Source organism: Rhizobium sp. G187 (genome assembly GCF_051549525.1).
Classification (GTDB): Bacteria; Pseudomonadota; Alphaproteobacteria; order Rhizobiales; family Rhizobiaceae; genus Allorhizobium.
In genome coordinates this window covers 23,310-45,612 of sequence record NZ_JBPUGM010000008.1, presented here as the reverse complement: position 1 = coordinate 45,612, position 22,303 = coordinate 23,310, and the positions used below count along the sequence as shown (strand labels likewise).

The following is a 22,303-nucleotide window of genomic DNA, read 5'->3' as shown; positions in this document are numbered from 1 at the left end:
GATGAAGGCCTTCGCCCGCCTGCTCGACCGCCTCGTGCTGACACCAAGCCGCAACGGTAAGCTGACGCTGCTGGTGGACTATTTCCGTGAGACGCGTGATCCTGATCGTGGCTATGCGCTGGCCGCGCTCACCGACGGTCTCGACATTAAGGGCGTGAAGCCGGCGCTGCTGAAGGAATTGGTGCTGGAGAGGATGGACCCAATCCTGTTCCAGTATTCCTATGATTATGTCGGCGACCTTGCCGAGACCATCTCGCTCGTCTGGGAGCCGCAGGCGCTGGAGGCCGCAGGCGAGGAAGATCTCGAAAGCCTATCAAAGATCGTCGAGCGCCTGCAGCGTCTGGGGCGCAACGAGACGCGCTCCGTCATGCGCGACCTCTTTGACAGGCTCGATACGTCAGAACGGTTCGCGCTGATCAAGCTCGTGACTGGAGGCCTTCGGATTGGCGTCTCGGCGCGCCTCACCAAACAGGCGCTGGCGCTCTATGGCGACAAGGATGTCGTTGACATCGAGAGCCTGTGGCATGGGCTGAAGCCGCCTTATACCGAGCTCTTCGCCTGGCTGGAAAACCGGGTCGAGAAACCTGTCTTGTCGACGCCCGCGATCTTCCATTCGGTGATGCTCTCGACACCGATCGAAGACAAAGATCTTCCCAATCTCGATCCGAAGGATTTCGCTGCCGAATGGAAATGGGATGGCATCCGGGTGCAGCTGTCCTGTTCTGGCGGTCGCAACCGGCTCTATTCGCGCTCGGGCGACGATATCTCCGCTGCCTTTCCGGATATTGTCGAGGCAGCACGGTTTGAAGGCGTGATCGATGGGGAACTTCTCGTCGGCGGCACGTCACGCACCAATGCACCGACGCGAACCTTTTCGGACCTGCAGCAGCGGCTCAATCGCAAGACGGTGACGACTAAGATGCTGGAGGACTATCCGGTCTTCATCCGCGCTTATGACATCCTGTTCGACGGTGACGCAGACGTTCGACCGGAGATCTTCCTCACGCGCCGCGATCGGCTTAGCGCACTGGTCGAGCGGCAGGAGCCGCGTCGCTTCGACCTGTCGCCGCTCGTTTCCTTCTCGACCTGGGAGGAACTGGAACAGTTGCGCGCAGCGCCACCAGATCCCGTTATCGAAGGTGTGATGCTGAAGCGGCTGGACAGCAATTATCAGGCGGGACGTGCGAAGGGTCCGTGGTTCAAGTGGAAGCGGGATCCGATGAATGCCGATGCCGTGCTGATGTATGCGCAGCGCGGTCACGGCAAGCGCTCCAGCTACTATTCGGATTTCACCTTCGGGGTCTGGACGGCAATTCCCGGCGAAGGGGATGTTCTGGTCCCCGTTGGCAAGGCCTACTTCGGCTTCACCGACGAGGAACTGGAAGTGCTCGACCGCTTCGTTCGCAACAACACCACTGACCGCTTTGGTCCAGTTCGAGCGCTCCGGGCGGAGCCGGAGTATGGCTTTGTTGTAGAAGTGGCCTTTGAAGGATTGGCACGTTCGACCCGGCATAAGTCAGGGGTGGCGATGCGCTTTCCTCGCATCGCACGACTTCGTCAGGACAAATTGCCGAAAGAGGCCGACCGGCTTGAGACGCTGGTCTCGCTGATCGACAAGTAACGTCAGCGGTTGGTCAGGCAGCGTGAGACGCTGTCCTGCCAGCCAGCGATCGCGGCCTCCCGTTCGCTGACATCCATGCCCGGCTCGAAGCGGCGATCGCGCTTCCAGGTCGCGGCAAAGCCCTTCTGGTCGGGCCAAAGGCCGGCGCGGGAGCCCGCGAGCCAGGCGGCACCGAGGACTGTGGTTTCCAGCACGACAGGACGATCGACGGGGGCAGCCAGGATGTCGGCGAGACGCTGCATCGTCCAGTCGGAGGCGACCATGCCGCCATCGACGCGCAGCACCGTCTTTGACGCACTGCCATTCCAATCCTTCTTCATTGCCTCCAGGAGATCATGGGTTTGGTAAGCGACGCTTTCGAGCACAGCACGAGCGAATTCGGCCGGACCCGTGCCTCGCGTCAGTCCGAAGATCGCGCCCCGAGCATCGGCATCCCAATGGGGCGCGCCAAGCCCGGTGAAGGCCGGGACCAGATAGACGCGCTGAAGCGGATCAGCCTTACTGGCCAGCGCGTCCGTTTCGGAGGCGACCTTGACGAAGCCCATTTGGTCGCGCAGCCATTGGACGGCGGCGCCGGCAATGAAGATCGAGCCTTCGAGGGCATAGGTCGTCTCGCCATTCAGGCGATAGGCGATGGTGGTGAGCAACCGGTTCGATGAGGCAACACGGTCTGTGCCGGTATTGAGCAAGGCGAAGCAGCCGGTGCCATAGGTGGATTTCATCATGCCCGGTTCGAAGCAGGCATTGCCGATAACGGCGGCCTGCTGGTCACCGGCAACGCCGAGGATCGGGATTGCAGCTCCGAGAACTGCGACATCGGTGATGCCGAAGTCGTCGGCGCAGTCCTTGACCTCCGGCAACATGGCGCGCGGAATGTCGAGGATGGATAGAAGCTCGTCGTCGAAGCGGTTTTCGCCGATGTCATAGATCAGAGTGCGCGAGGCATTGGTCGCGTCGGTGGCATGGACCTTACCGCCGGTCAATTTGAAAATTAGCCAGCTATCTATTGTTCCGAAGCAGATCTCACCCTGCTCGGCTCGCGACTTCAGGCCATCAATATTCTTAAGCAGCCAGGACAGCTTGGTCCCGGAAAAATACGGATCGAGCAGCAGCCCTGTCTTCTGCGTGAAGAGCGGCTCCAGCCCTTTGTGCTTAAGCTCATCGCAGAAGCGTGCGGTGCGGCGATCCTGCCAGACAATGGCGCGATGAACCGGAGTTCCTGTGGCTCTATCCCAAACCGCGACAGTTTCACGTTGATTGGTGATGCCAATGGCAGTGATGTCTGTGATGGCAATCCTGGCAGCGGCGAGCGCTTTTTCGATGGTCGAGAGAACACTTTGCCAGATCTCATCAGCATCATGCTCGACCCAGCCGGAATCGGGGAAATGCTGGGTGAACTCCTGCTGTGCGACGCCCACGATATGCATCTCGTGATCGAAGATCATCGTCCGGGTGGAGGTGGTGCCCTGGTCGATGGCCAGAATGTAGCCGCTCATTCGTTTGAAACTCCCTTATAGAAGAAGCCGGGGCGTAGATCCCGCCCCGGCAGTTGTCAATTCAACAGAGCGGGCTCGCTTACTTCTGCCAGCTCTTGACCAGTTCGTCGTAGTTGACGGTGATCGGCTTTTCTTTTTCCTCGGCGATCTTCAGCTGCGGTGCCAGGTTGCCCTTGGCAACGGCATCGGCATTCCACTCTTCGAGGGTCTTTTCCTCGGCAAGTGCCGGACCGATGTCACCCTGAACGCCTGCACGCTCAAGACGCTGCAGGACCTTTTCCTGCTCGGCGCAAAGCGAGTCCATGGCTTCCTGCGCGGTCTTTGCACCCGAGGATGCATCGCCGATCGCCTGCCACCACAGCTGTGCCAGCTTCGGATAGTCCGGGATGTTCGTGCCGGTCGGCGACCACTGGACGCGGGCCGGCGAACGGTAGAACTCGATCAGACCACCGAGCTTCGGCGCACGGTCGGTGAACGACTTGTGCTGGATCGTCGATTCGCGGATGAGCGTCAGGCCAACCTGGCTCTTCTTCACGTCCACGGTCTTTGAGGTGACGAACTGCGCATAGAGCCATGCGGCCTTGGCGCGGTCATCGGGGGTCGACTTCATCAGTGTCCAGGAGCCGACGTCCTGATAACCGAGCTTCATGCCGTCCTTCCAGTAGACGCCGTGCGGGCTCGGCGCGAAGCGCCACTTCGGCGTGCCGTCGGCGTTGACCACGGCGAGGCCTTCCTTGACGAAATCGGCCGTGAAGGCGGTGTAGGTGAACATCTGCTGGGCGACGTTGCCCTGGGCAGGCACCGGACCAGCTTCACCGAAGGTCATGCCCTGGGCTTCCGGCGGAGCATAAGCCTTCAACCAATCGAGATACTTCTGAATGGCATACACCGAGGCAGGACCATTGGTATCACCGCCACGGGCAACGCAAGAGCCGACCGGCTGGGACTTTTCGTTGACCTTGATGCCCCATTCGTCGACGGGCAGACCGTTCGGCAGGCCCTTGTCGCCGTTGCCGGCCATGGAGAGCCAGGCATCGGTGAAGCGCCAGCCAAGCGACGGGTCCTTCTTGCCGTAGTCCATGTGGCCGAAGACCTTCTTGCCGTCGATTTCGCGACCGGTGAAGAATTCCGCGATGTCTTCGTAAGCAGACCAGTTGACGGGAACGCCGAGGTCGTAGCCGTATTTCGCCTTGAAGTCGGCCTTGTTCTTGTCGTCATTGAACCAATCGTAGCGGAACCAGTAGAGGTTGGCGAACTGCTGGTCGGGCAGCTGGTAGAGGTCGCCATCCGGAGCGGTGGTGAACTTGGTGCCGATGAAGTCGTCGAGGTCGAGACCGGGATTGGTGACGTCCTTGCCTTCATTGGCCATCCACTTGGTCAGCGAGCGGGCCTGCTGATAGCGCCAGTGGGTGCCGATGAGGTCCGAGTCGTTGACATAGGCGTCATAGATGTTCTCGCCCGACTGCATCTGGGTCTGCAGCTTTTCGACGACGTCGCCTTCGCCGATCAGGTCATGGGTGATCTTGATGCCGGTGATGGCTTCAAACGCCGGCGCCAGGACCTTGGATTCATATTCGTGGGTGGCGATGGTTTCAGAGACGACCTTGATTTCCATGCCGGCGAAGGGCTTCGCCGCATCAATGAACCACTGCAGTTCGGCTTCCTGGGCCGCACGGTCGAGCGTCGACAGGTCGCCGATCTCCGTGTCCAGGAATTTCTTCGCCGCTTCCATGTCGGCGAATGCAACGCCGGTCATGGCGAGAAGCATCGTCGCCGTCGTCGTTAAAAGGTGCTTTCGCATAGTATCCTCCCTAAGGTTGCGATTGCAGATTCACCAGTCGTCTGGATGGCAGCCTCCCGCCGCCATCCGCCGTTGTCTTGCTCTATACGTAGCGAAATACGCCGATGGCGTAGACCACGGAGAGAGCGAGAGCCCACCACAGGTTCGGCCCAACGAGGCCGAGCCAAGCGAGATGAATGAAGGCTGATCCGAGTAGCGAGACGAAGAGCCGGTCGCCGCGCGTGGTTTCGAAGCGCAGCACCCCGACCCGCGGATTGCCGCCGGGCGAGACATATTCCCAGATCGCCATCGACACGATGAGCGTCAGGATCGCGATGAAGAAGAGCGCCGTCGGCAGCGTCCAGGCCATCCATGTGAAGTCCATTGAAGCCTCCTCAGACGCGGCCCAGGGCAAAGCCCTTGGCGATGTAGTTGCGGACGAAATAGATCACGAGCGCCCCCGGGATGATGGTGAGCACACCGGCAGCGGCCAGCACGCCCCAGTCCATGCCCGAGGCCGAGACCGTGCGAGTCATGATGGCCGCAATCGGCTTGGCATCGGTAGTGGTGAGGGTCCGCGCGATGAGGAGCTCGACCCAGGAGAACATGAAGCAGAAGAAGGCGGCGACACCGATGCCCGAGGCGATCAAGGGTATGTAGATCTTCACGAAGAAGCGCGGGAAGGAATAACCATCGATATAGGCGGTCTCGTCGATTTCCTTCGGCACGCCGGACATGAAGCCTTCGAGGATCCAGACCGCCAGCGGCACATTGAACAGGCAGTGTGCAAGCGCCACCGCGATATGCGTGTCGATGAGGCCGAAGGCCGAATAGAGCTGGAAGAAGGGCAGCGCGAAGACGGCGGGCGGCGCCATGCGGTTGGTCAAAAGCCAAAAGAACAGGTGCTTGTCGCCGAGGAAGCGGTAGCGGGAGAAGGCATAGGCCGCCGGCAGCGCTGCCGCCACCGAGATCACCGTGTTCAGGCAGACATAGATGATCGAGTTGATATAGCCCTTGTACCAGGACGGATCGGTGAAGATCACGGCATAGTTGGCGAGCGTCGGATTGACGGGCCAGAGCGACAAGGCGCCCGTGATTTCCGAATTGGTCTTGAAGCTCATGTTGACCAGCCAATAGATCGGCAGGATCAGGAAGACGATGTAAATCGTCGGGATCAGGAAGCCGAAGCGCGAACGATCGTCGGAACTGCTCATCGAGTGCGCCTCCTTACTGGCTCTTTGCGTCGCTGACGGTCATCACGGTGTAGAAGACCCATGACATCAGCAGGATGATCAAGAAGTAGATGATGGACATGGCGGCTGCCGGACCGAGGTCGAACTGGCCGACGGCCATCTTGACGAGGTCAATCGACAGGAAGGTGGTGGAATTGCCGGGGCCGCCCCCGGTGACAACGAAAGGCTCGGTGTAGATCATGAAACTGTCCATGAAGCGGAGCAGCACGGCGATCAGGAGTACGCGCTTCATCTTCGGCAGCTGGATGTAGCGGAAGACGGAGAAGCGCGAAGCGCCGTCGATCTTGGCTGCCTGGTAATAGGCATCCGGGATGGAGACGAGGCCGGCATAGCAGAGCAGCACAACGAGGCTGGTCCAGTGCCAGACATCCATGGCGATCACCGTGATCCAGGCGTCGACCGGATCCTGGGTCAGATTGTAATCGATGCCCATGGCATTCAGCGTGTAGCCGAGAAGGCCGATGTCAACGCGCCCGAAGACCTGCCAGATGGTGCCGACGACGTTCCACGGGATGAGCAGCGGCAAGGCCATCAGGACGAGGCAGACCGGCACGCCCAAGCCTTTTTTCGGCATGTTGAGCGCGATCAGGATGCCGAGCGGCACTTCGATCGCGAGGATGATCATCGAGAAAATCAGGTTACGGGCGAGCGCGTTCCAGAAGCGGTCGGAGGAGAGGATCTCGGTGAACCAGTCGGTGCCGGCCCAGAAGAACTCGTTGTTTCCGAAGGTATCCTGAACCGAATAGTTCACCACAGTCATCAGCGGGATGACGGCCGAGAAGGCCACCAGCAGCAGGACCGGAATGACCATGAACCAGGCCCTATTGTTCCAGGTCTTTTCCATCGTCAGCCCTCCAAACCTACGCGCCAGGAATCGGCGAAGATGCCGATACCTGCGGGGTCGAACGTGATTTTCGGATCGGTCGGGACCTCGGCATTTTCCGAGATAACGATTGACAGCGGCTGGTCGCCGAAGCGGGCGCGCACGATCTTCTGGCGACCGATGTCCTCGACCTTGGAGACCGTGACGGCCATGCCTTCGCGGCCGAGGCGCACGAATTCGGGGCGGATGCCCAGTTCGATCTTCGACGGATTGCCGAGCTTTGGCGCACCGGCCAGGGCGATCGCCTGGTCGCCAACGGTTGCCGTTGCGCCATTGATCTTGGCCGGCATCACATTCATGCCCGGTGAGCCGATGAAATAGCCGACGAAGGTGTGGCTCGGGCGCTCGAAGAGTTCGGCAGGCGTGCCGATCTGGACGATCTGGCCGTCATACATGACGACGACCTTGTCGGCGAAGGTGAGCGCCTCGGTCTGGTCGTGGGTGACATAAACCATGGTGAAGCCGGACTGGCGGTGCAGCCGCTTCAGCTGCGAGCGCAGCACCCATTTCATGTGCGGATCAATAACCGTCAGAGGCTCATCGAAGAGAATGGCGTTGACGTCGGAGCGGACGAGGCCGCGGCCAAGCGAGATCTTCTGCTTCTGGTCGGCCGTCAACCCTTGCGCCTGTTTGCGGGCCATGGGCTGGAGGTCGATCATGTCGAGGATCTCATTCACTCGACGACTTACCTGATCTTCTGGCACATGGCGATTGCGCAAGGGGAAGGCCAGATTGTCGTAGACGCTCATCGTGTCGTAGACGACCGGGAACTGAAAGACCTGTGCAATGTTGCGAGCCTGGGTCGGCAGGTTGGTAACGTCCACGCCATCGAATTCGATACGACCGTCCGAGGGATGCAGCAGGCCCGAGATGATATTCAAAAGGGTCGTCTTGCCGCAACCGGAGGGGCCGAGAAGCGCATAGGCGCCGCCGTCATCCCATTCGTGATGAACTTCCTTGAGGGCATAATCGCCGGCAGCACGGGCGGCCGGGGTGTAGGCGTGGCGGATATGGTCGAGATTGATGCGCGCCATGTCGGTCCTCCCTCACGCTGCCAGTTCGGGCGAGACGCCGAGGGCGCGGCCCTCGGCACCGAAAGCCATCAGGTGTCGGGTGTCGACATACACGTCGATTTCCCGGTCGGGCTCGATGTCGTGGATGCCATGCTCCAGGCTGACCCAGCGGGCATTGCCATATTCGACGTGGATGAAACTTTCCGAGCCGGCGATTTCCGAGACGAGGGTTCGTGCTCTCAGAGCAACCGATCCTGACGGAGCCGACAAGGAGAGATGGTGCGGGTGGAAGGCAACGGTGACGGGGCCGTCCGGGATGGCGGTCAGATGGGCGGGGACAGCAAGCACGGTCTGTCCATCACGCTGAAACTGGGTGCCGCTCTTCACGACCTCAAGCGTATTGAGCGGCGGATCGGCGAAGATGCGGGCGGAAGCGAGATCCGCCGGCTTGCGGTAGACCGAGATGGTGCTGCCGAACTGCGTGATGCGGCCTTCGCTCAAGGTTGCGGTATTGCCGCCAAGAAGCAGGGCTTCGGACGGTTCGGTCGTTGCGTAGACGAAGATCGCGCCGGATTCGGCGAAGATCTTCGGCAGTTCTTCGCGCAATTCCTCGCGCAGTTTGTAGTCGAGATTGGCGAGCGGCTCGTCGAGCAGGACGAGATTGGCCTTCTTGACGATGGCGCGGGCGAGCGCCGTGCGTTGCTGCTGTCCTCCAGAGAGGCTGAGCGGCGTACGGTCGAGATAAGGTGTCAGGCGCAGCAGGTCGGCTGCCTTGCGGACCTCGCGGTCAATAGTGGCCGCGTCCTTGCCGGCAACGCGCATCGGCGAGGCGATGTTTTCGTAAACCGTCAGCGCCGGATAATTGATGAACTGCTGATAGACCATCGCGACGTTGCGCTTCTGGACGGGAACCGCCGTAACGTCCGCGCCATCCACGACAATGCTGCCGGACGTCGGCTTATCGAGCCCCGCCATAAGTCGCATCAATGACGTCTTTCCCGACAGGGTCGGGCCGAGCAGGACGTTGAGCGTTCCCCGCTGCAACGTCAGATCGGTCGGATGGATGTGATATCCCCCCGCGACCATTTTCGAGATATTTCGCAGTTCAAGCATTTTTCCTCGGGCCTCCTCCAAACCGTCGGTCATTCACGTCTGCACTATGCGGCGGCACCCATCCTCAGATAGATGTCCAGTCCCTTCGCCTCCTCCGGCGTCAGGAATAATCCTTGCTTTGTCCGGCGCCACAGCACGTCTTCCGCGCTGACCGCCCACTCCCGCTCAACCAGCCAGCGAACCTCAGCCTCGTAGAGCGTACCACCAAAATAACGGCCAAGATCCTCGATCCTTTGGGCCGCACCAAGAATCTGCTTTGCGTCTGTCCCATAGCAGCGGACAAGCCGCTCGGCATGGTGACGCTGAATGAAGGGGTAGGCTTTGATGAGATCTACAACCACAGATGCGGCAGCTGTCGCATCGAAATCACCACCGGGCAAACGGCTTCCAGCCGTCCAGGATTTCCCCTTTTCTCCGATTGCGTCAGCGATCTTCTCGACAGCATGCTCGGCCAAACGCCGGTAGGTCGTGAGCTTGCCGCCGAACACGTTCAGGAGTGGCGGCTCGCCGTCTTGCCCCTCGACCTTCAAGACGTAGTCACGCGTCGCTTCCTGGGCCTTGGATGCGCCATCATCATAAAGCGGGCGCACGCCCGAATAGCTCCAGACAATGTCTTCGCTTCGAACCGGCTCCTGAAAATATTCGCTCGCGGCATTGCAGAGGTAATCGACCTCCTGCGCGCTGATACGAACATCCTTGGGATCGCCAGTATAATCCTGATCGGTCGTGCCGATCAGGGTAAAATCGCCCTCATAGGGGATGGCAAAGATGATGCGGTTGTCCGGATTCTGGAAGAAATAGGCCCGCGGATCTGAAAACTTCTTCCGGACGACGATATGGCTGCCCTGCACGAGGCGAACATTGTGCACGTTGTTGCGGCCGAAGGCGCCAGCAAGAACCTGATCGACCCACGGTCCAGCCGCGTTGACCAACATCCGAGCCCGATGCGTCTCTACGGATCCATTGCGCTGGGATTTTGTCGTGATCAGCCAATGACCATCTTCGCGGCGAGCCGACGTCACCCGCGCTCGGCTCAAAATCCTGGCGCCCCGGATTTCGGCGTCCCGGGCATTCAAGACGACCATACGCGCATCATCGACCCAACCATCGGAGTATTCGAAGGCCTTGGAGAAAATCGGCTTGAGCGGACGCCCGGCAACGTCGCGCCGAAGATCCAGGGTCTTCGTCGCCGGCAAGAGTTTGCGGCCACCCAGATGGTCGTAAAGGAAAAGCCCGAGGCGGATCAGCCAGGCTGGCCGGATGCCACCCTTCTGGAACGGCAAGACGAAACGCAGCGGCCAGATCACATGTGGGGCCATCTGCCAGAGAACCTCGCGCTCCATCAGCGCCTCGCGAACGAGACGAAACTCGTAATGCTCAAGGTAGCGAAGACCGCCGTGAATAAGCTTGGTGGCGCCCGATGACGTACCGGAGGCGAAATCATTCATTTCCGCGAGCGCGACGCTATACCCCCGTCCCGCAGCATCCCGAGCAATGCCACACCCATTGATCCCGCCGCCGATGACGAAAAGATCGTATATGGGATGCTCAGACATGGGACCTCCAATTATTTCGCAATGCAGCATATATTGCAATTGCGAAAGCCCGTATATCTAATTTGAAAATCAAACGAGTGTCAAACGAAACTTAATTTTCGGTTCGATTCACCGGCAGCGCGTCCGTTTCGACGAGGCTCACTTCCTGTTCTGCGCAGATCGCCCGCAAAGCGGCGGAAGGGCAGTGATCGGTGATAAAGGTCTGAACCTGCGAGATATGGCCGATCCGCACCGGTGCGGTTCTTTCGAATTTCGACGCATCGGAGACTAGAATTACGTGTCGGGCATTGGCGATGATCGCCTGGGCCACCTTCACTTCACGGAAGTCGAAATCGAGAAGTGCGCCGTCCTCATCGATCGCCGAAACCCCGATCACGGCGTAGTCCACCTTGAATTGCCGGATGAAATCGACCGCCGCTTCGCCGACGATACCGCCATCAGCTCCGCGCACAACCCCACCGGCGATGACGACCTCAATCGAGGGGTAAACTCTCAAGCGATTGGCAACATTGATGTTATTTGTAATCACCATCAATTCACGGTGGTCAACAAGAGCTTCGCCGACAGCTTCCGTTGTAGTGCCGATGTTGATGAAGAGCGAGGCATTGTCCGGGATCATTGCGGCGGCCGCACGGCCGATCGCCTGCTTTTCCTGGGCCGCCATCGAGCGACGGGCCTCGTATTTCACATTCTCGTTGCTGCTGGGGAAGACCGCACCGCCATGAATACGGTTCAAGGCGCGGGCATCGCAGAGATCGTTGAGGTCCTTGCGGATGGTTTGCGGCGTCACAGCAAAGCGTGCCGCGAGTTCCTCGACAAGCACTCGACCATGTTCCTTAGCCAAGGCAATGATCTCGGCCTGGCGTGCAGACAACAACATGTTTCGCCTCCCCTACTTCGTTTGATTTCAGTTTATGGGAAAACGAAACTTGGGCAATAGGGCTGGGGGCGCTATCGCCGGCGCAAAAGGAGGATGAAGGTTACCCCACCGACAAGTCCCGTCACGACGCCAATCGGCATGTCCTCTGGCGCCATAATGGTTCGTGCGACAATATCGGCCAACACCAGGATGACCGCGCCGAAGACGGCAGAGATCGGGATGACCCGGACATTGTCGCTGCCAAAAACGAGGCGCACGAAGTGTGGCACCAACAGGCCGACAAATCCGATCGCTCCGGAAAAAGCGACCATGACCCCGGTCAACAAGGCAGTCACCACGAAGAGGGTGGCGCGGAAGCGCACCACCGAAATGCCGAAGGTCGCAGCCGTCTCATCACCCATCGCAAGCGCATTGATCTCACGGGACCGGACGATCAGGAAGGCAAGCGAACCGAAAAGAGCGATCGCCGGATAGAGCAAATGTGACCATTGGGCGAGGCCAAGCCCACCGAGCATCCAGAATATGACTGTATGAGCGGCACGCGGATCCGCAAGGAAGATCGCCAGATTGCCGAGTGCCGTCGCGACAAAGGCGATCGCCACGCCGGACAGGACCAGCCGGTCTGCTGCGGCACCGGCATAGCGAGACACACCCATAACGGCGAACGTTGCAAGCAAGGCACCGGCGAAAGCGAAAAGCGGCACTGTGACCAGCCCGAAGATCAGGCCGGAATGGAGCAATGCGATAATTGCGCCAAGCGCGCCGCCGGAAGACACGCCCAGCAGGTGCGGATCGGCCAGCGGATTGCGGGTGACTGCTTGAAGAACCGCTCCCACAACGGCAAGTCCAGCGCCGACCAGGGCGGCAAGAACGACTCGGGGAAAACGAACATCCCACACAATGCTCTCGCGCCCGGGCGACCAGGTCGGCTCAAACCAGTCAGGCACGAACTGATTGCCGACGATCTGCCACACGGTTTTCGCCGGGATGGGCGACGAGCCAAAGGAAACGCCTGCCGTGATGCAGAGAATGATGACCAGGCAGGCAATCCCTGTCCAGCCGATGATCTTGGTATGGGGCATGGAAATTCCGTTCGCACGCAGAGAGGGCCGCGACAGCGGCCCCGGCAGAGCGGTTTACATGTTGCGCGGATGGAAGGCATCGGCAAGTCGGCCGATAGCGTCAATGTTGCGCGGACCGGGCGTGGCTTCAACATATTCGAGTATGACAAAGCGGTCTTGCTTCACGGCGTCCATGGCCTTGAAGGCGGGGTTCTCCTTCATGAAAGCAATCTTCTGCTCGGCGGTCACATCGCCATAATTGACGATCACCACGACTTCCGGATTGCGCTCGATAACCGGCTCCCAGGAGACTTCCGTCCAGCTTTTTTCGACATCATCCATGATGTTCACCCCGCCGGCGGCTTCGATCATGGCTGTCGGGATACCGAAACGACCTGACGTGAAGGGCTTCTCCGTGCCGGAATCATAGACGAAGACACGCGTCGGCTTTTCGATCGCACCGATGCGGGTGGTAATCTGATCAAGGCCCGCACGATAACCGGCAACCAGCGCCTCTGCTCTATCTTCGACCGCGAAAATCCGGCCAAGATTGATGATATCGGTGAACATGTCCTCCATCGTCGGCTTGTTCTTCGCCATGATGTGGATGCAGGATTCGGTCAATTCGTAGACCTTGATGCCGAACGGTTCGAGCGTTTCGGGGGTGACCTCGCCGCCAACCTTCATGCCGTAGTTCCATCCAGCAAAGTAAAGGTCAGCGTCCACGTCGAGCAGCACTTCCTTGGTCGGGTACTTCGGCGAAAGCTCCGGGAGTTCCTTCACGCCTTCACGCAAGGTCTCATCCAGCGTCTTCCATCCCGAGACACCCGTATAGCCGACCATGTGATCCTGTAGCTTCAAGGCGAGCATCATCTCGGTCAGATTGACGTCGTTTGAAACGGCACGCTTTGGCGGCGCGTCGAAGGTGACTTCTCGATTGCAGCTCTTCACCGTCACCGGAGCCGCCAGTGCGCTGGTTGCGAGGAACGTGGCGACAACACCGAAGACCAATCGGGAGAACAAGGCGGCAGGCATGAGAGACCCTTTCAAAATCAGGAAGCGGCAAGGGAAAATGAGAAGCCGGACAATCGGCCGTGATCATCGGCTCTGTGATTGGCCGTCACACCGAAGGTACGAGACAGAAGTTTTTCGGTCAGAACCGATTTAGGATCGCCGAAAGCCGTCAGGGACCCGGCATTCATCAAGCCCACATGGGTGGCAAAATCGGTTGCCAGATTGATGTCGTGCAAGGTGGTGATAATGGTCAGCTTCAGCCGTCCCAGGAGGTCGAGAATCTCGAGCTGGTGTCGGATGTCGAGATGATTTGTCGGCTCATCGAGGATCATGATCTGCGGCTGCTGCGCCAGCGCGCGGGCGACGAGCACCCGCTGCTTCTCACCACCCGACAATGTCGAGAACTGCCGCTTGCCCATATCCGCCAGGCTCAAGTGTTCGAGCGCGTGATCAACCTGGTCGCGATCCTCGGCCGTCCAGCCGGATAGCCCGGTACGCCACGGAATTCGGCCCATCATCACGACATCGCGGACGTTGAATGGAAAGTCGGCCGGCATCTCCTGCAGAACAACGCCAACTTTCTGGGCAACGCGCCGGGCCTGCATCTGCCAGATGTCTTCGCCTTCAATATGAACCCGACCTTCTCGGGGCATAAGGCCACGGTAGAGGCAGCGAAGCAGGGTGGTCTTGCCTGCTCCATTCGGACCAATAATAGCCAATCGATCGCCGGCTTTCAGAGCGAAGCTGACGTCACGGATGAGAAAGCGTGCGGCATCCGGCCCCCAGCCGAGATCTGAGACCTGGATACCAACTCCTTGCGTGTCACAGCTCATTAGAGACGCCCCTGCTTGGTGTCAGGGGGCAGCGGGGTCCAAGGCATCCGCGCGCGAACCATGTCAGCCATGCCGATGCCACAGCATCCCGGGCAATGGATTAGCTGGTGATATGTGAGACTTGCCACGACTTTCCCCCCAAGGACTGACCGGGAGGCGAAATGGCAAATTTTTCATGCGCTGGCGACCAGCGCAATTTTCCATTCAGATCCATCGGAACACCCCGTCCGCTGCAGTTACATTTCTCTTGACGGCAGGTCTCCTGGCTCACGGATATGTGCAGATCATCAACCTTCCCGCGAAACTTCGCAGTGGCTTGGCGCTCTCACGCCACCAGGATGAACGGCAATCCGCTTACAGTTGCGGGGGCAGCCACGGTCTTGGTCCCTGTATGGGTCGTCCTCACCGTGTTCCCTATTAATCCCCTCGAAGTCATCCGATGAGGGAACCGTCCCCTTCTGAATAGGGTGCCAAAGCTCTGCTGGTCAAGCCCCTCACCTGCGCATCAATCAATTCCTGCGTTCTGTAATATCATTACAATGCGAGTGCAAGGAAATTCCCGTGCTTAGGCGCGTGCCGTCTCAGACGATGAAAGCCTGGAGAAACACCGGGCAAACGCGGGTAGTGCAGTCCGATCCCCCCAGTAAGAGACAGTCGCCAATCCGCCGCCTGCGGAAGTGGCATCTCCGGGCCAGCTCAGCAAGCCAGCCGGAGATCAGGCGCCGTTCCTACCTGTGCCGGAGGTCGATTGGAGGTCAAGCCTGAGGACGGCCCACGCTGCGACGGCGGATCTCGATAATCAGGACGCCGAGCAGGGTCGCGGCGATCAGGATGACACAGAGCGCGTTGATCGTTGGCGTAATCCCACTTCGGACCTTCGAGAAAACGTAGACGGTCAAGGTATCGTAGGGGCCGCGTGTGAAGAGCGTTACGTTGAAGTTCTCGATCGACTGGAAGAAAGCGATAACGGCGCCAGCACCCAGTGCCGGGTAGAGATGCGGCAGAAGAATGCGGCGCAGAACCATCATATGGCTTGCACCGAGATCAAGGGCTGCTTCCTCCAGCGAGCGGTCGAAACTCTGAAGGCGCGCAAGGACCAACAACATCACGAAGGCCGAGATATAGGAGGCCTGGCCGAGGACCGCGAGATGCAGGCCGGGGGCCACGCCGAGCGAATTCCAGAACAGCAGGGTCGATATGCCGATGACGGCGCCGGGCGTGAGCACGGGCGCGACCATCATTCCATAGAGTGTGGATCGGAGCGTGCCGCCGAGATTGTTGACGAGGATGGCAGCGGCGGTGCCGATCGGGACAGAGATCGCGACGACAGCGAGCGCAACCAGCAAGGTGTTCTTGAAGGCGTTCAGCAGGCGAGCATCGTTCCACAATTCGACAAACCACTGCAGGGTAAATCCCTGCCAGGGAAACACGGAGGGAAACCGCGTGTCGTTAAAGGCGGCGCCGCCCATGACCACCAGTGGCAGCAAGAGATAGGCAAGGAAGATTACGAGATAGACGCGAAACAGCCAGTCGGATTTCTGGGTCATGCCGGCCTCACTTCGCAATGTCGGACAGTTTGACGCGGAAGATCCGCATCACGGCGGTGACGAAGAGCGTGCACAGGATCAGAAGCAGGAATGCGTAGGCCGCGCCCGTATTCCAGTCGAGCGATTCGAACATCCATTGCTGGATGATTTCCGTGAACCAGCGCGAATTGGTCGACGCGAGCAGCGTCGGCACGAGGATAGACCCGGCCGAGAGCATGAAGACCATCACGGATCCAGAAGCGATGCCCGGTTTGGCATGGGGGAGGATCACGCGCCAGTGGATGCGCCACCAGGATGCACCCAGATCGTCCGCCGCCTCGATCTGGCTCGTATCGAGCGACTGGATCGCATTGTAGACCGGGAACAGCATGAACAGGACATAGGTGTAGACGAGGCCGATCATCACGCTGCGGAAACCAGTCATCCAGCGGATCGGGCGTTCGATGAGACCGATATCGAGCAGGATGTAGTTGAGCGGTCCCTTCAGCGACAGGATGATGAACCAGGCGAAGGAGCGCATGATTTCGCTGACCCAGAGCGGAATGGTGAGCAGCAGGAAGATGGTCGGCAGGCTCTTGAGCGATGCCTTTTTCGACAGGTAGTAGGCGAGCGGATAGGCAATGGCGAAACAGATCGCGGTCACGATCGAGGAATAGAGGACCGTCCAGATAAAGACCGAGATGTGGATCGGGCTCTGAAAGAAGGTCAGGTAGTTCTTGAGTGTATAGACATCCTTCGGGCCGCCCATTTCCTGTACCGGCAGATAGGGTCTGAAGGAGTTTTCGAACAGATAGAGGTTTGGCACGATGACGAGCAGCAGGAGCCAGAAGGCGACCAGCAGGCACATGATGAGCGTCAGGCCAGCACCGTAGCGTTCGACAAGATCCTTCATGCCGGTTCCGCCGCGCTCGTGGTGGTTTCATCGGCGAGAATGAAGGCGTGGTCCATCTCGAAATTGGCAAACAGCCGGGCGCCGGGGTCCGGTATGGCGACTGAGCCGTCATTGCGGATTTCGGAGACGATTGTCCGGCCAGAGGCATCCGCGGTCTTGATCGAGATGAAATTGCCTTCAAAGGCAATATCCGTGACCTCTACCGCAATCGTGTTGCCATCCGTGGCGCGTGCATCCAGGCGCACATGCTCCGGTCGGACATAGAGCTTGGCGCCGTTATCGATGTCGACCCCCAGCTTGCCGCGGAAAACACCGTTCTCGGTCTGGAAGTCGCCGACGGCACCGGAGCGGGCAGAGAGCGTACCGGTAAAACAGTTGGTTTCGCCGACGAAGGTCGCGACGAAGCCATTTGCGGGATTGTTGTAGATTTCGCGGGGAACTGCGACCTGCTGCAGCTTGCCATGAGACATGACCGCGACCCGGTCGGACATGGCAAGCGCCTCACCCTGGTCATGGGTGATGTAGATGAAGGTGACATTGGTGCGCTTCTGGATCGCACGCAATTCAGCCCGCATATGCTGGCGCAGCTTCAGATCGAGCGCCGACAGCGGCTCGTCGAGCAGCATGACGGATGGTTCGACGGCAAGCGCGCGGGCTATCGCCACGCGCTGCTTCTGGCCGCCGGAAAGCTGGCTCACAGATTTGTCGGCTGCATTCGGCAGATCGACCAGTGCCAGAAGTTCCTCGGCCTTCTGCCGCCGCGCCTTCTTGTCGACGCCTCTCGCTTCCAAGCCAAAGGCGATGTTTTCCCAGATCGGCATCAGCGGAAAGAGAGCGAGGTTCTGGAAGATCAGCGCCGTCGGGCGCTGATTAGGGCGCTGCCCCTGCATGTCCTTGCCGCCGATGCGGATCGTGCCTGAAGTCGGCGATATGAAACCCGAGACCATGCGCAGAATGGTTGTCTTGCCGCATCCGGACGGACCGAGAAAGGAGAAGAATTCACCGGCCCTGATCGACAGCGACACGTTGTCGACGGCGCGGAACGGGCCGAAATCGGCACATACATCTTGAAGTTCGACACTGGCACTCATTGCGTCTGGTTCATTCCCCTTGGCCCGGCGCGGGCCTCATCTGGCTCCTATGCCGGCCGCCAAGGCGGCCGGCATGATCTTTCAAAACGCTCAAGCAGCCTTGTACTTGTCGGCATACTCGCCGCGCTTGGCGAGGAACCAGGCGGCCTGGCTCGGCCACCAGTAAAGCTTGCTCACGGCATCGCCGGGGAAGCTGGCCTTGTAGAATTCGGAAACGGCCGGATCCATGAGGTCGATACCGCCCTTGCCGACGGGATTGGCGGAGAAGGCGGTGGCCCAAAGGGCGGAGCCTTCAGCGGTCGACGCCCATTTGGCGAATTCATGCGCCTGCTCGACGTTCTTTGCATTCTTCAGAAGCACAAGGCCCTGGTTCCAGGCAAACGCGCCTTCCTTCGGAGCGACGTAGCTGTAGCCGCCTTCCTTCTTCAGATTGAAGCCAGTAGAATCCCAGCAGAGGCCGAGTACGGCACCATTGGTGCGGAAGGCAGCCTGGGCATCATTCTCACCACCCCAGAACTGGACGATGTTGCCCTTGGCCTTGATCGCTTCAGCCAGGACAATGTCCCAGAGCTCAACCATGGTGGCTTCGTCCTTGTAGCCATCGATCCACGGCTTGGGCAATTTGCCTTCGGCATCGAGCCAGCGGCCTATGGCGGCAAGCGCCGAATGGCCGCGGACCGTGATCTGGTTGTCCGGGTTGAACAGGTCGGCGAGGCTTGCCTTGCCATATTCAGTCGGGAAGTCGGTGGTGTTGTAGACGAGTGCTTCCGTACCCCAGACGGAGGGCACGATCAGCTTCTGGCCATCGATTGTTGCAAGCTCATCAGCAGAGCCGTCGGCCAGACCCGGAGCGTAGTTGTCGAGTGCGAGCTTGCTGGTATCCCAGCCCTGCAGCAGGCCATTGGCGTTCCAGGCGGAGACACGGTCGAGCGTCGGCTCGACAACGTCAGACGTGCCCGTCTCAAGCGAGATCTTGGCTTGGGCGAACATCGTGTCCTGGTCAGGTTGTTCGGTGAAGTTGACCTTGATGCCGGTCGCCTTCTCGAAGGCGGGGAAGACTTTTTCCGCCATGCCGGGATAACCGGCCCAGCCGGTGAAGTTCAGCTCGCCGGAGGAGGCGAGCGCACTGGAGGAAATGAGCGCAGGCGCGGCCAAAAGACCGGCGCCGGCTGCGGAGGTTTTCAGGAGGGTACGGCGTGTCAGTGGCGCAGAAAACAAAGTCATTGGTATGCTCCCAGTTTTGTCAGGTTCCCATGGCGATCGATCAGCCGGTTATCCGGTCCTTGTTCTTTTGAATGTCTCAGGCTCTGTGCTTGCGTGCCTTGCATTCGGCTAGCACGCACAAAAGTTCAAACATGATGGTGACGCCGAGAAAGGCCGTCGCACCGCTCGTATCGAACGGGGGCGAGACCTCGACCAGATCGGCGCCGATGATGTTGAGACCTTTCAGGCCCCGCACGACTTCCAGCGCCTGGAAACTGTTCGGGCCGCCGATCTCCGGCGTACCGGTGCCAGGCGCAAAGGCGGGGTCGATGAAGTCGATGTCGTAGCTGACATAGGTTTCGCCAGAGCCTGCGATCTCGCGGGCCTCGGCCATGACGTCCTCGACGCCGCGGGCGTGAAACTCTTCGATCGGGATGACCCGGATGCCAACGGCATCGGCGAAATCGCGGTCCTCGAAATCATAGGCAGGGCCTCGGATGCCGATCATGCAGACACGCTTGGGATCGAGCAGGCCTTCCTCCACCGCACGGCGGAAGGGGGTGCCATGGGTATATTTGAAGCCACCGAAATAGGAGTGGAAGAGGTCCGTATGGCTGTCGAAATGTACCATGCCGAGAGGGCGATCCTTCGCCAGTGCCCGCAGGATCGGCAGCGTGCACAAATGGTCGCCGCCAGCGCTCAAGGGGAGGATGCCGGCATCGACCACCTTGGAATAAAAAGCGGTGATGCGATCCATCGAATCCTGGACATCGGCGGGATTTGGACCGACATCGCCGAGATCGGCGCAGCGCGCCAGCTCGAAAGGCTTGGATCTCGTTACCCCGTTCCGACTGCGGATCATGGTGGAGTAGTCACGAAGCTGGCGGGGTGCATGACGCGGTCCGGGCCTGTTCGTCGTCCCTCCATCCCAGGGAACGCCAATCAATCCGATCTCAACTTCGGAAATGCGGGGGTCTTCGAACGTGACATATGGCAGACGCATGAAGGTGGCGATGCCCGCAAAACGGGGTAAGTCGAAACCGGAAACAGGTTGGAAATCGCCAGAATTCATGCAGTCCTCATGCAGCTTTGCCTGCTGTTATTGAGGGGCTAAGCTAGCACGAAGAGATCGCCTGACAACAATGCATCAACAGCAACACGAAACATGTCGACGTATATTATCACATGTTTCGATTTTTTGTGTTTACTTGTTCAAATATAAGCCTGAGATGCGTACAAAATTACCGCAAATTGCCTATTTTTTAGGCGGATTATTTACAGCCTATCGACGCACGTCACCACTAAAATCATACAGAAGTGCCAGAAAAGTTGAATTTAAGCTCCTTGTAAGAAAATCATAATCTACAAAACTTCATGGGGAATGCCTGGCTCCATGCTTGCACACAGCTGGATCTGCCGGGTCGCAGGACCTGCCCGTATGACTGCTTAACATAGCCCGACACTCGGCTGTTCGGCGGCATTGGGAGATTCGTATGGACGCTCTGATCATCGGCGCAGTTACAATCGGCGCAGGTGTTTTCCGGGGTGTCACCGGCTTCGGCTATGCACTGGTGGCAGCCCTTGGCCTGGCAGGGATGTTTTCACCGACCGGTATGGTGCCGTTTATCCTCATCAACGATCTTATGTTGACTGCATTTACCGTGGTCGACCGGGGACGCAGTCCGATCGACTGGCGTGTGACGCGCATGTTGATGACGAGCGGCTTGATCGGGGCATTGTGCGGAAGCCTTCTCGTTCCCTACCTGGAAGGAGAGATTGCACGCATTCTGGTGTCCGCAACGATTGTCGTTGCTGCGTGTGTCGCATTGATTGCCCATCCGCCTTCCTGGCTGGCGCACAAGGCGCTTGGCATCGGCATCGGATTTGTTACGGGCCTTCTTCTCTCGGCATTTGCGGTCGGTGGCCCGCTCATCGCCGCCTGGCTTCTGGCGGGTGGCGTCAAGCGGGATTGCGTACGCGGAACGCTCGCGATCTTCTTCGGCGTGGTCGATATGTTCACGCTGGCGGCCCGCGCCTCCATGGGTGATATCGATGCCGAACTTCTTGGATTGCTGGCAATCTATTGTCCGCTGACCGTGGCCGGTTTCGCTGCAGGCTATGTTCTCTCACACCGGCTGCCGCAGCATGTTTGGGACCGCGTGGCTGGAATCGGCCTTGTCCTCATCGCTGTAGCCGGCCTGCTCCAAACAATTTATGCCATCGCAACCGCCTGACCCATGACATCCAGTAAGGAGACGCCAACCATGTCCAAAACCGTTCTTGTGACCGGGGCCACATCCGGCTTCGGGAAAGCCATCGCCCAACGGTTTGCACGTGAGGGCAACCGGGTGGTGGTGACAGGTCGACGTCAGGATCGATTGGACGCCTTGGTTGAAGAACTCGGCGGTGAACAGTACGTCACCTCCCTCTGCTTCGATATTCGGGACGAGAAAGCGACAGCGGCGGCCATGGCCACTCTTGCAGACCCCTTTTCTAAGATCGACGTTCTTGTGAACAATGCCGGATTGGCGCTAGGGACCGGCCCCGCCCAGGAGTGCGATCTCGACCAGTGGAAAACAATGATCGACACAAATGTGACGGGGCTCGTGACCATCACGCGCCTGCTGCTCGACCAACTGATCGAACGGCGCGGGCTGATCGTCAATCTGGCCTCCATCGCATCCAGCTGGCCTTATCCGGGGGGCAATGTATACGCAGGCACCAAGGCCTTTGTCAGACAGTTTTCGCTGGGGCTTCGCAGCGATCTGTCCGCCAAGGGGGTGCGCGTGACCTCTATCGAACCCGGTCTGTCGGAGAGCGAATTCACACTGGTGCGCACTGGCGGTGACCGCGAGGCCTATGATCGCCTCTATGCCGGCGCCAATCCGCTGCAGCCCGAAGACATTGCCGAGACGGTCGCTTGGGTGGCGTCACTGCCCTCCCACGTCAACATCAACAGCCTGGAAGTGATGCCGGTCAGCCAGTCCTGGGCGCCGTTCCAGATCCATCGAGGATGAGAGGGAGAGACTTGTGCAGTCTCTCCCAAAATCCCCGCTGACCAGCAGTG

20 protein-coding genes and 1 riboswitch are annotated in these 22,303 nt (G+C 59.4%); of the genes, 3 read left to right on the top strand and 17 right to left on the bottom strand.

The annotated features are described in order from the left end of the window. Nucleotide 1: 1 nt before the first annotated feature. Nucleotides 2-1,621, top strand: a complete 1,620-nt coding sequence (locus tag ACSV9I_RS19480) for a cisplatin damage response ATP-dependent DNA ligase (protein ID WP_438330449.1) — start codon at nt 2-4, stop codon at nt 1,619-1,621. Between the two features lie 2 nt (nt 1,622-1,623). On the opposite strand, the gene glpK is transcribed toward ACSV9I_RS19480, so the two are convergent. The 17 genes from glpK to speB all read right to left on the bottom strand — a co-directional run bounded on the left by glpK (nt 1,624) and on the right by speB (nt 20,308). Next, complete coding sequence (gene glpK, locus ACSV9I_RS19475; protein WP_438330448.1) at nt 1,624-3,117, bottom strand: glycerol kinase GlpK; 1,494 nt, start codon at nt 3,115-3,117, stop codon at nt 1,624-1,626. Nucleotides 3,118-3,196: 79 nt separating this feature from the next. After that, a complete protein-coding gene (locus ACSV9I_RS19470; protein ID WP_438330447.1) occupies nt 3,197-4,918 on the bottom strand; it encodes an ABC transporter substrate-binding protein in 1,722 nt (573 codons plus the stop codon). Nucleotides 4,919-5,000: 82 nt separating this feature from the next. Then, nucleotides 5,001-5,282: a DUF2160 domain-containing protein gene (locus ACSV9I_RS19465; RefSeq protein ID WP_438330446.1), complete on the bottom strand. Its 282-nt coding sequence runs from the start codon at nt 5,280-5,282 to the stop codon at nt 5,001-5,003. Nucleotides 5,283-5,292: 10 nt separating this feature from the next. Continuing rightward, on the bottom strand, nt 5,293-6,111 hold the full coding sequence (locus ACSV9I_RS19460; protein WP_054158286.1) for a carbohydrate ABC transporter permease: 819 nt from the start codon (nt 6,109-6,111) through the stop codon (nt 5,293-5,295). A gap of 13 nt (nt 6,112-6,124) precedes the next feature. Continuing rightward, nucleotides 6,125-6,994 carry a carbohydrate ABC transporter permease gene (locus ACSV9I_RS19455; protein ID WP_054158287.1) on the bottom strand — a complete coding sequence of 290 codons (870 nt, stop codon included), beginning with the start codon at nt 6,992-6,994 and terminating at the stop codon, nt 6,125-6,127. A gap of 2 nt (nt 6,995-6,996) precedes the next feature. Next, nucleotides 6,997-8,067: an ABC transporter ATP-binding protein gene (locus tag ACSV9I_RS19450; protein ID WP_438330445.1), complete on the bottom strand. Its 1,071-nt coding sequence runs from the start codon at nt 8,065-8,067 to the stop codon at nt 6,997-6,999. A 12-nt stretch (nt 8,068-8,079) separates the two neighbouring features. Further along, nucleotides 8,080-9,159, bottom strand: a complete 1,080-nt coding sequence (locus ACSV9I_RS19445; RefSeq protein WP_438330444.1) for an ABC transporter ATP-binding protein — start codon at nt 9,157-9,159, stop codon at nt 8,080-8,082. 44 nt (nt 9,160-9,203) lie between these two features. Beyond that, nucleotides 9,204-10,715: a glycerol-3-phosphate dehydrogenase gene (glpD, locus tag ACSV9I_RS19440; protein ID WP_438330443.1), complete on the bottom strand. Its 1,512-nt coding sequence runs from the start codon at nt 10,713-10,715 to the stop codon at nt 9,204-9,206. Nucleotides 10,716-10,806: 91 nt separating this feature from the next. Beyond that, the gene (locus ACSV9I_RS19435) at nt 10,807-11,595 is read right to left on the bottom strand and encodes a DeoR/GlpR family DNA-binding transcription regulator (protein ID WP_054158291.1); all 789 of its coding nucleotides are present in this window, start codon (nt 11,593-11,595) and stop codon (nt 10,807-10,809) included. Between the two features lie 71 nt (nt 11,596-11,666). Continuing rightward, on the bottom strand, nt 11,667-12,677 hold the full coding sequence (locus ACSV9I_RS19430) for a FecCD family ABC transporter permease (protein ID WP_054158292.1): 1,011 nt from the start codon (nt 12,675-12,677) through the stop codon (nt 11,667-11,669). A 54-nt stretch (nt 12,678-12,731) separates the two neighbouring features. Continuing rightward, entirely contained in the window at nt 12,732-13,691 is a 960-nt protein-coding gene (locus tag ACSV9I_RS19425) for an ABC transporter substrate-binding protein (RefSeq protein ID WP_438330442.1), read from the bottom strand. 17 nt (nt 13,692-13,708) lie between these two features. Then, a complete protein-coding gene (locus ACSV9I_RS19420) occupies nt 13,709-14,503 on the bottom strand; it encodes an ABC transporter ATP-binding protein (protein WP_438330441.1) in 795 nt (264 codons plus the stop codon). Nucleotides 14,504-14,738: 235 nt separating this feature from the next. Continuing rightward, a riboswitch (cobalamin riboswitch) is annotated at nt 14,739-14,971 on the bottom strand. Nucleotides 14,972-15,258: 287 nt separating this feature from the next. Next, nucleotides 15,259-16,050 (bottom strand): ABC transporter permease, encoded by a 792-nt coding sequence (locus ACSV9I_RS19415; protein WP_438330440.1) that lies wholly within the window; start codon nt 16,048-16,050, stop codon nt 15,259-15,261. A 7-nt stretch (nt 16,051-16,057) separates the two neighbouring features. Next, nucleotides 16,058-16,942 (bottom strand): ABC transporter permease, encoded by an 885-nt coding sequence (locus ACSV9I_RS19410; RefSeq protein ID WP_438330439.1) that lies wholly within the window; start codon nt 16,940-16,942, stop codon nt 16,058-16,060. Continuing rightward, complete coding sequence (locus tag ACSV9I_RS19405; RefSeq protein ID WP_438330438.1) at nt 16,939-18,033, bottom strand: ABC transporter ATP-binding protein; 1,095 nt, start codon at nt 18,031-18,033, stop codon at nt 16,939-16,941. The genes ACSV9I_RS19410 and ACSV9I_RS19405 overlap by 4 nt, the downstream gene beginning before the upstream one ends. 90 nt (nt 18,034-18,123) lie before the next feature. Then, complete coding sequence (locus ACSV9I_RS19400) at nt 18,124-19,257, bottom strand: extracellular solute-binding protein (protein WP_438330437.1); 1,134 nt, start codon at nt 19,255-19,257, stop codon at nt 18,124-18,126. 76 nt (nt 19,258-19,333) lie between these two features. Then, the gene (gene speB, locus ACSV9I_RS19395) at nt 19,334-20,308 is read right to left on the bottom strand and encodes an agmatinase (RefSeq protein ID WP_438330436.1); all 975 of its coding nucleotides are present in this window, start codon (nt 20,306-20,308) and stop codon (nt 19,334-19,336) included. Between the two features lie 421 nt (nt 20,309-20,729). Here speB and ACSV9I_RS19390 point away from each other — a divergent pair, with 421 nt between their 5' ends. Both ACSV9I_RS19390 and ACSV9I_RS19385 read left to right on the top strand, forming a co-directional pair. Continuing rightward, nucleotides 20,730-21,470, top strand: coding sequence for a sulfite exporter TauE/SafE family protein (locus tag ACSV9I_RS19390; RefSeq protein ID WP_054158300.1), 741 nt, complete (start codon nt 20,730-20,732; stop codon nt 21,468-21,470). Between the two features lie 30 nt (nt 21,471-21,500). Next, nucleotides 21,501-22,253 carry an SDR family NAD(P)-dependent oxidoreductase gene (locus ACSV9I_RS19385; protein ID WP_438330435.1) on the top strand — a complete coding sequence of 251 codons (753 nt, stop codon included), beginning with the start codon at nt 21,501-21,503 and terminating at the stop codon, nt 22,251-22,253. Nucleotides 22,254-22,303 lie beyond the last annotated feature (50 nt).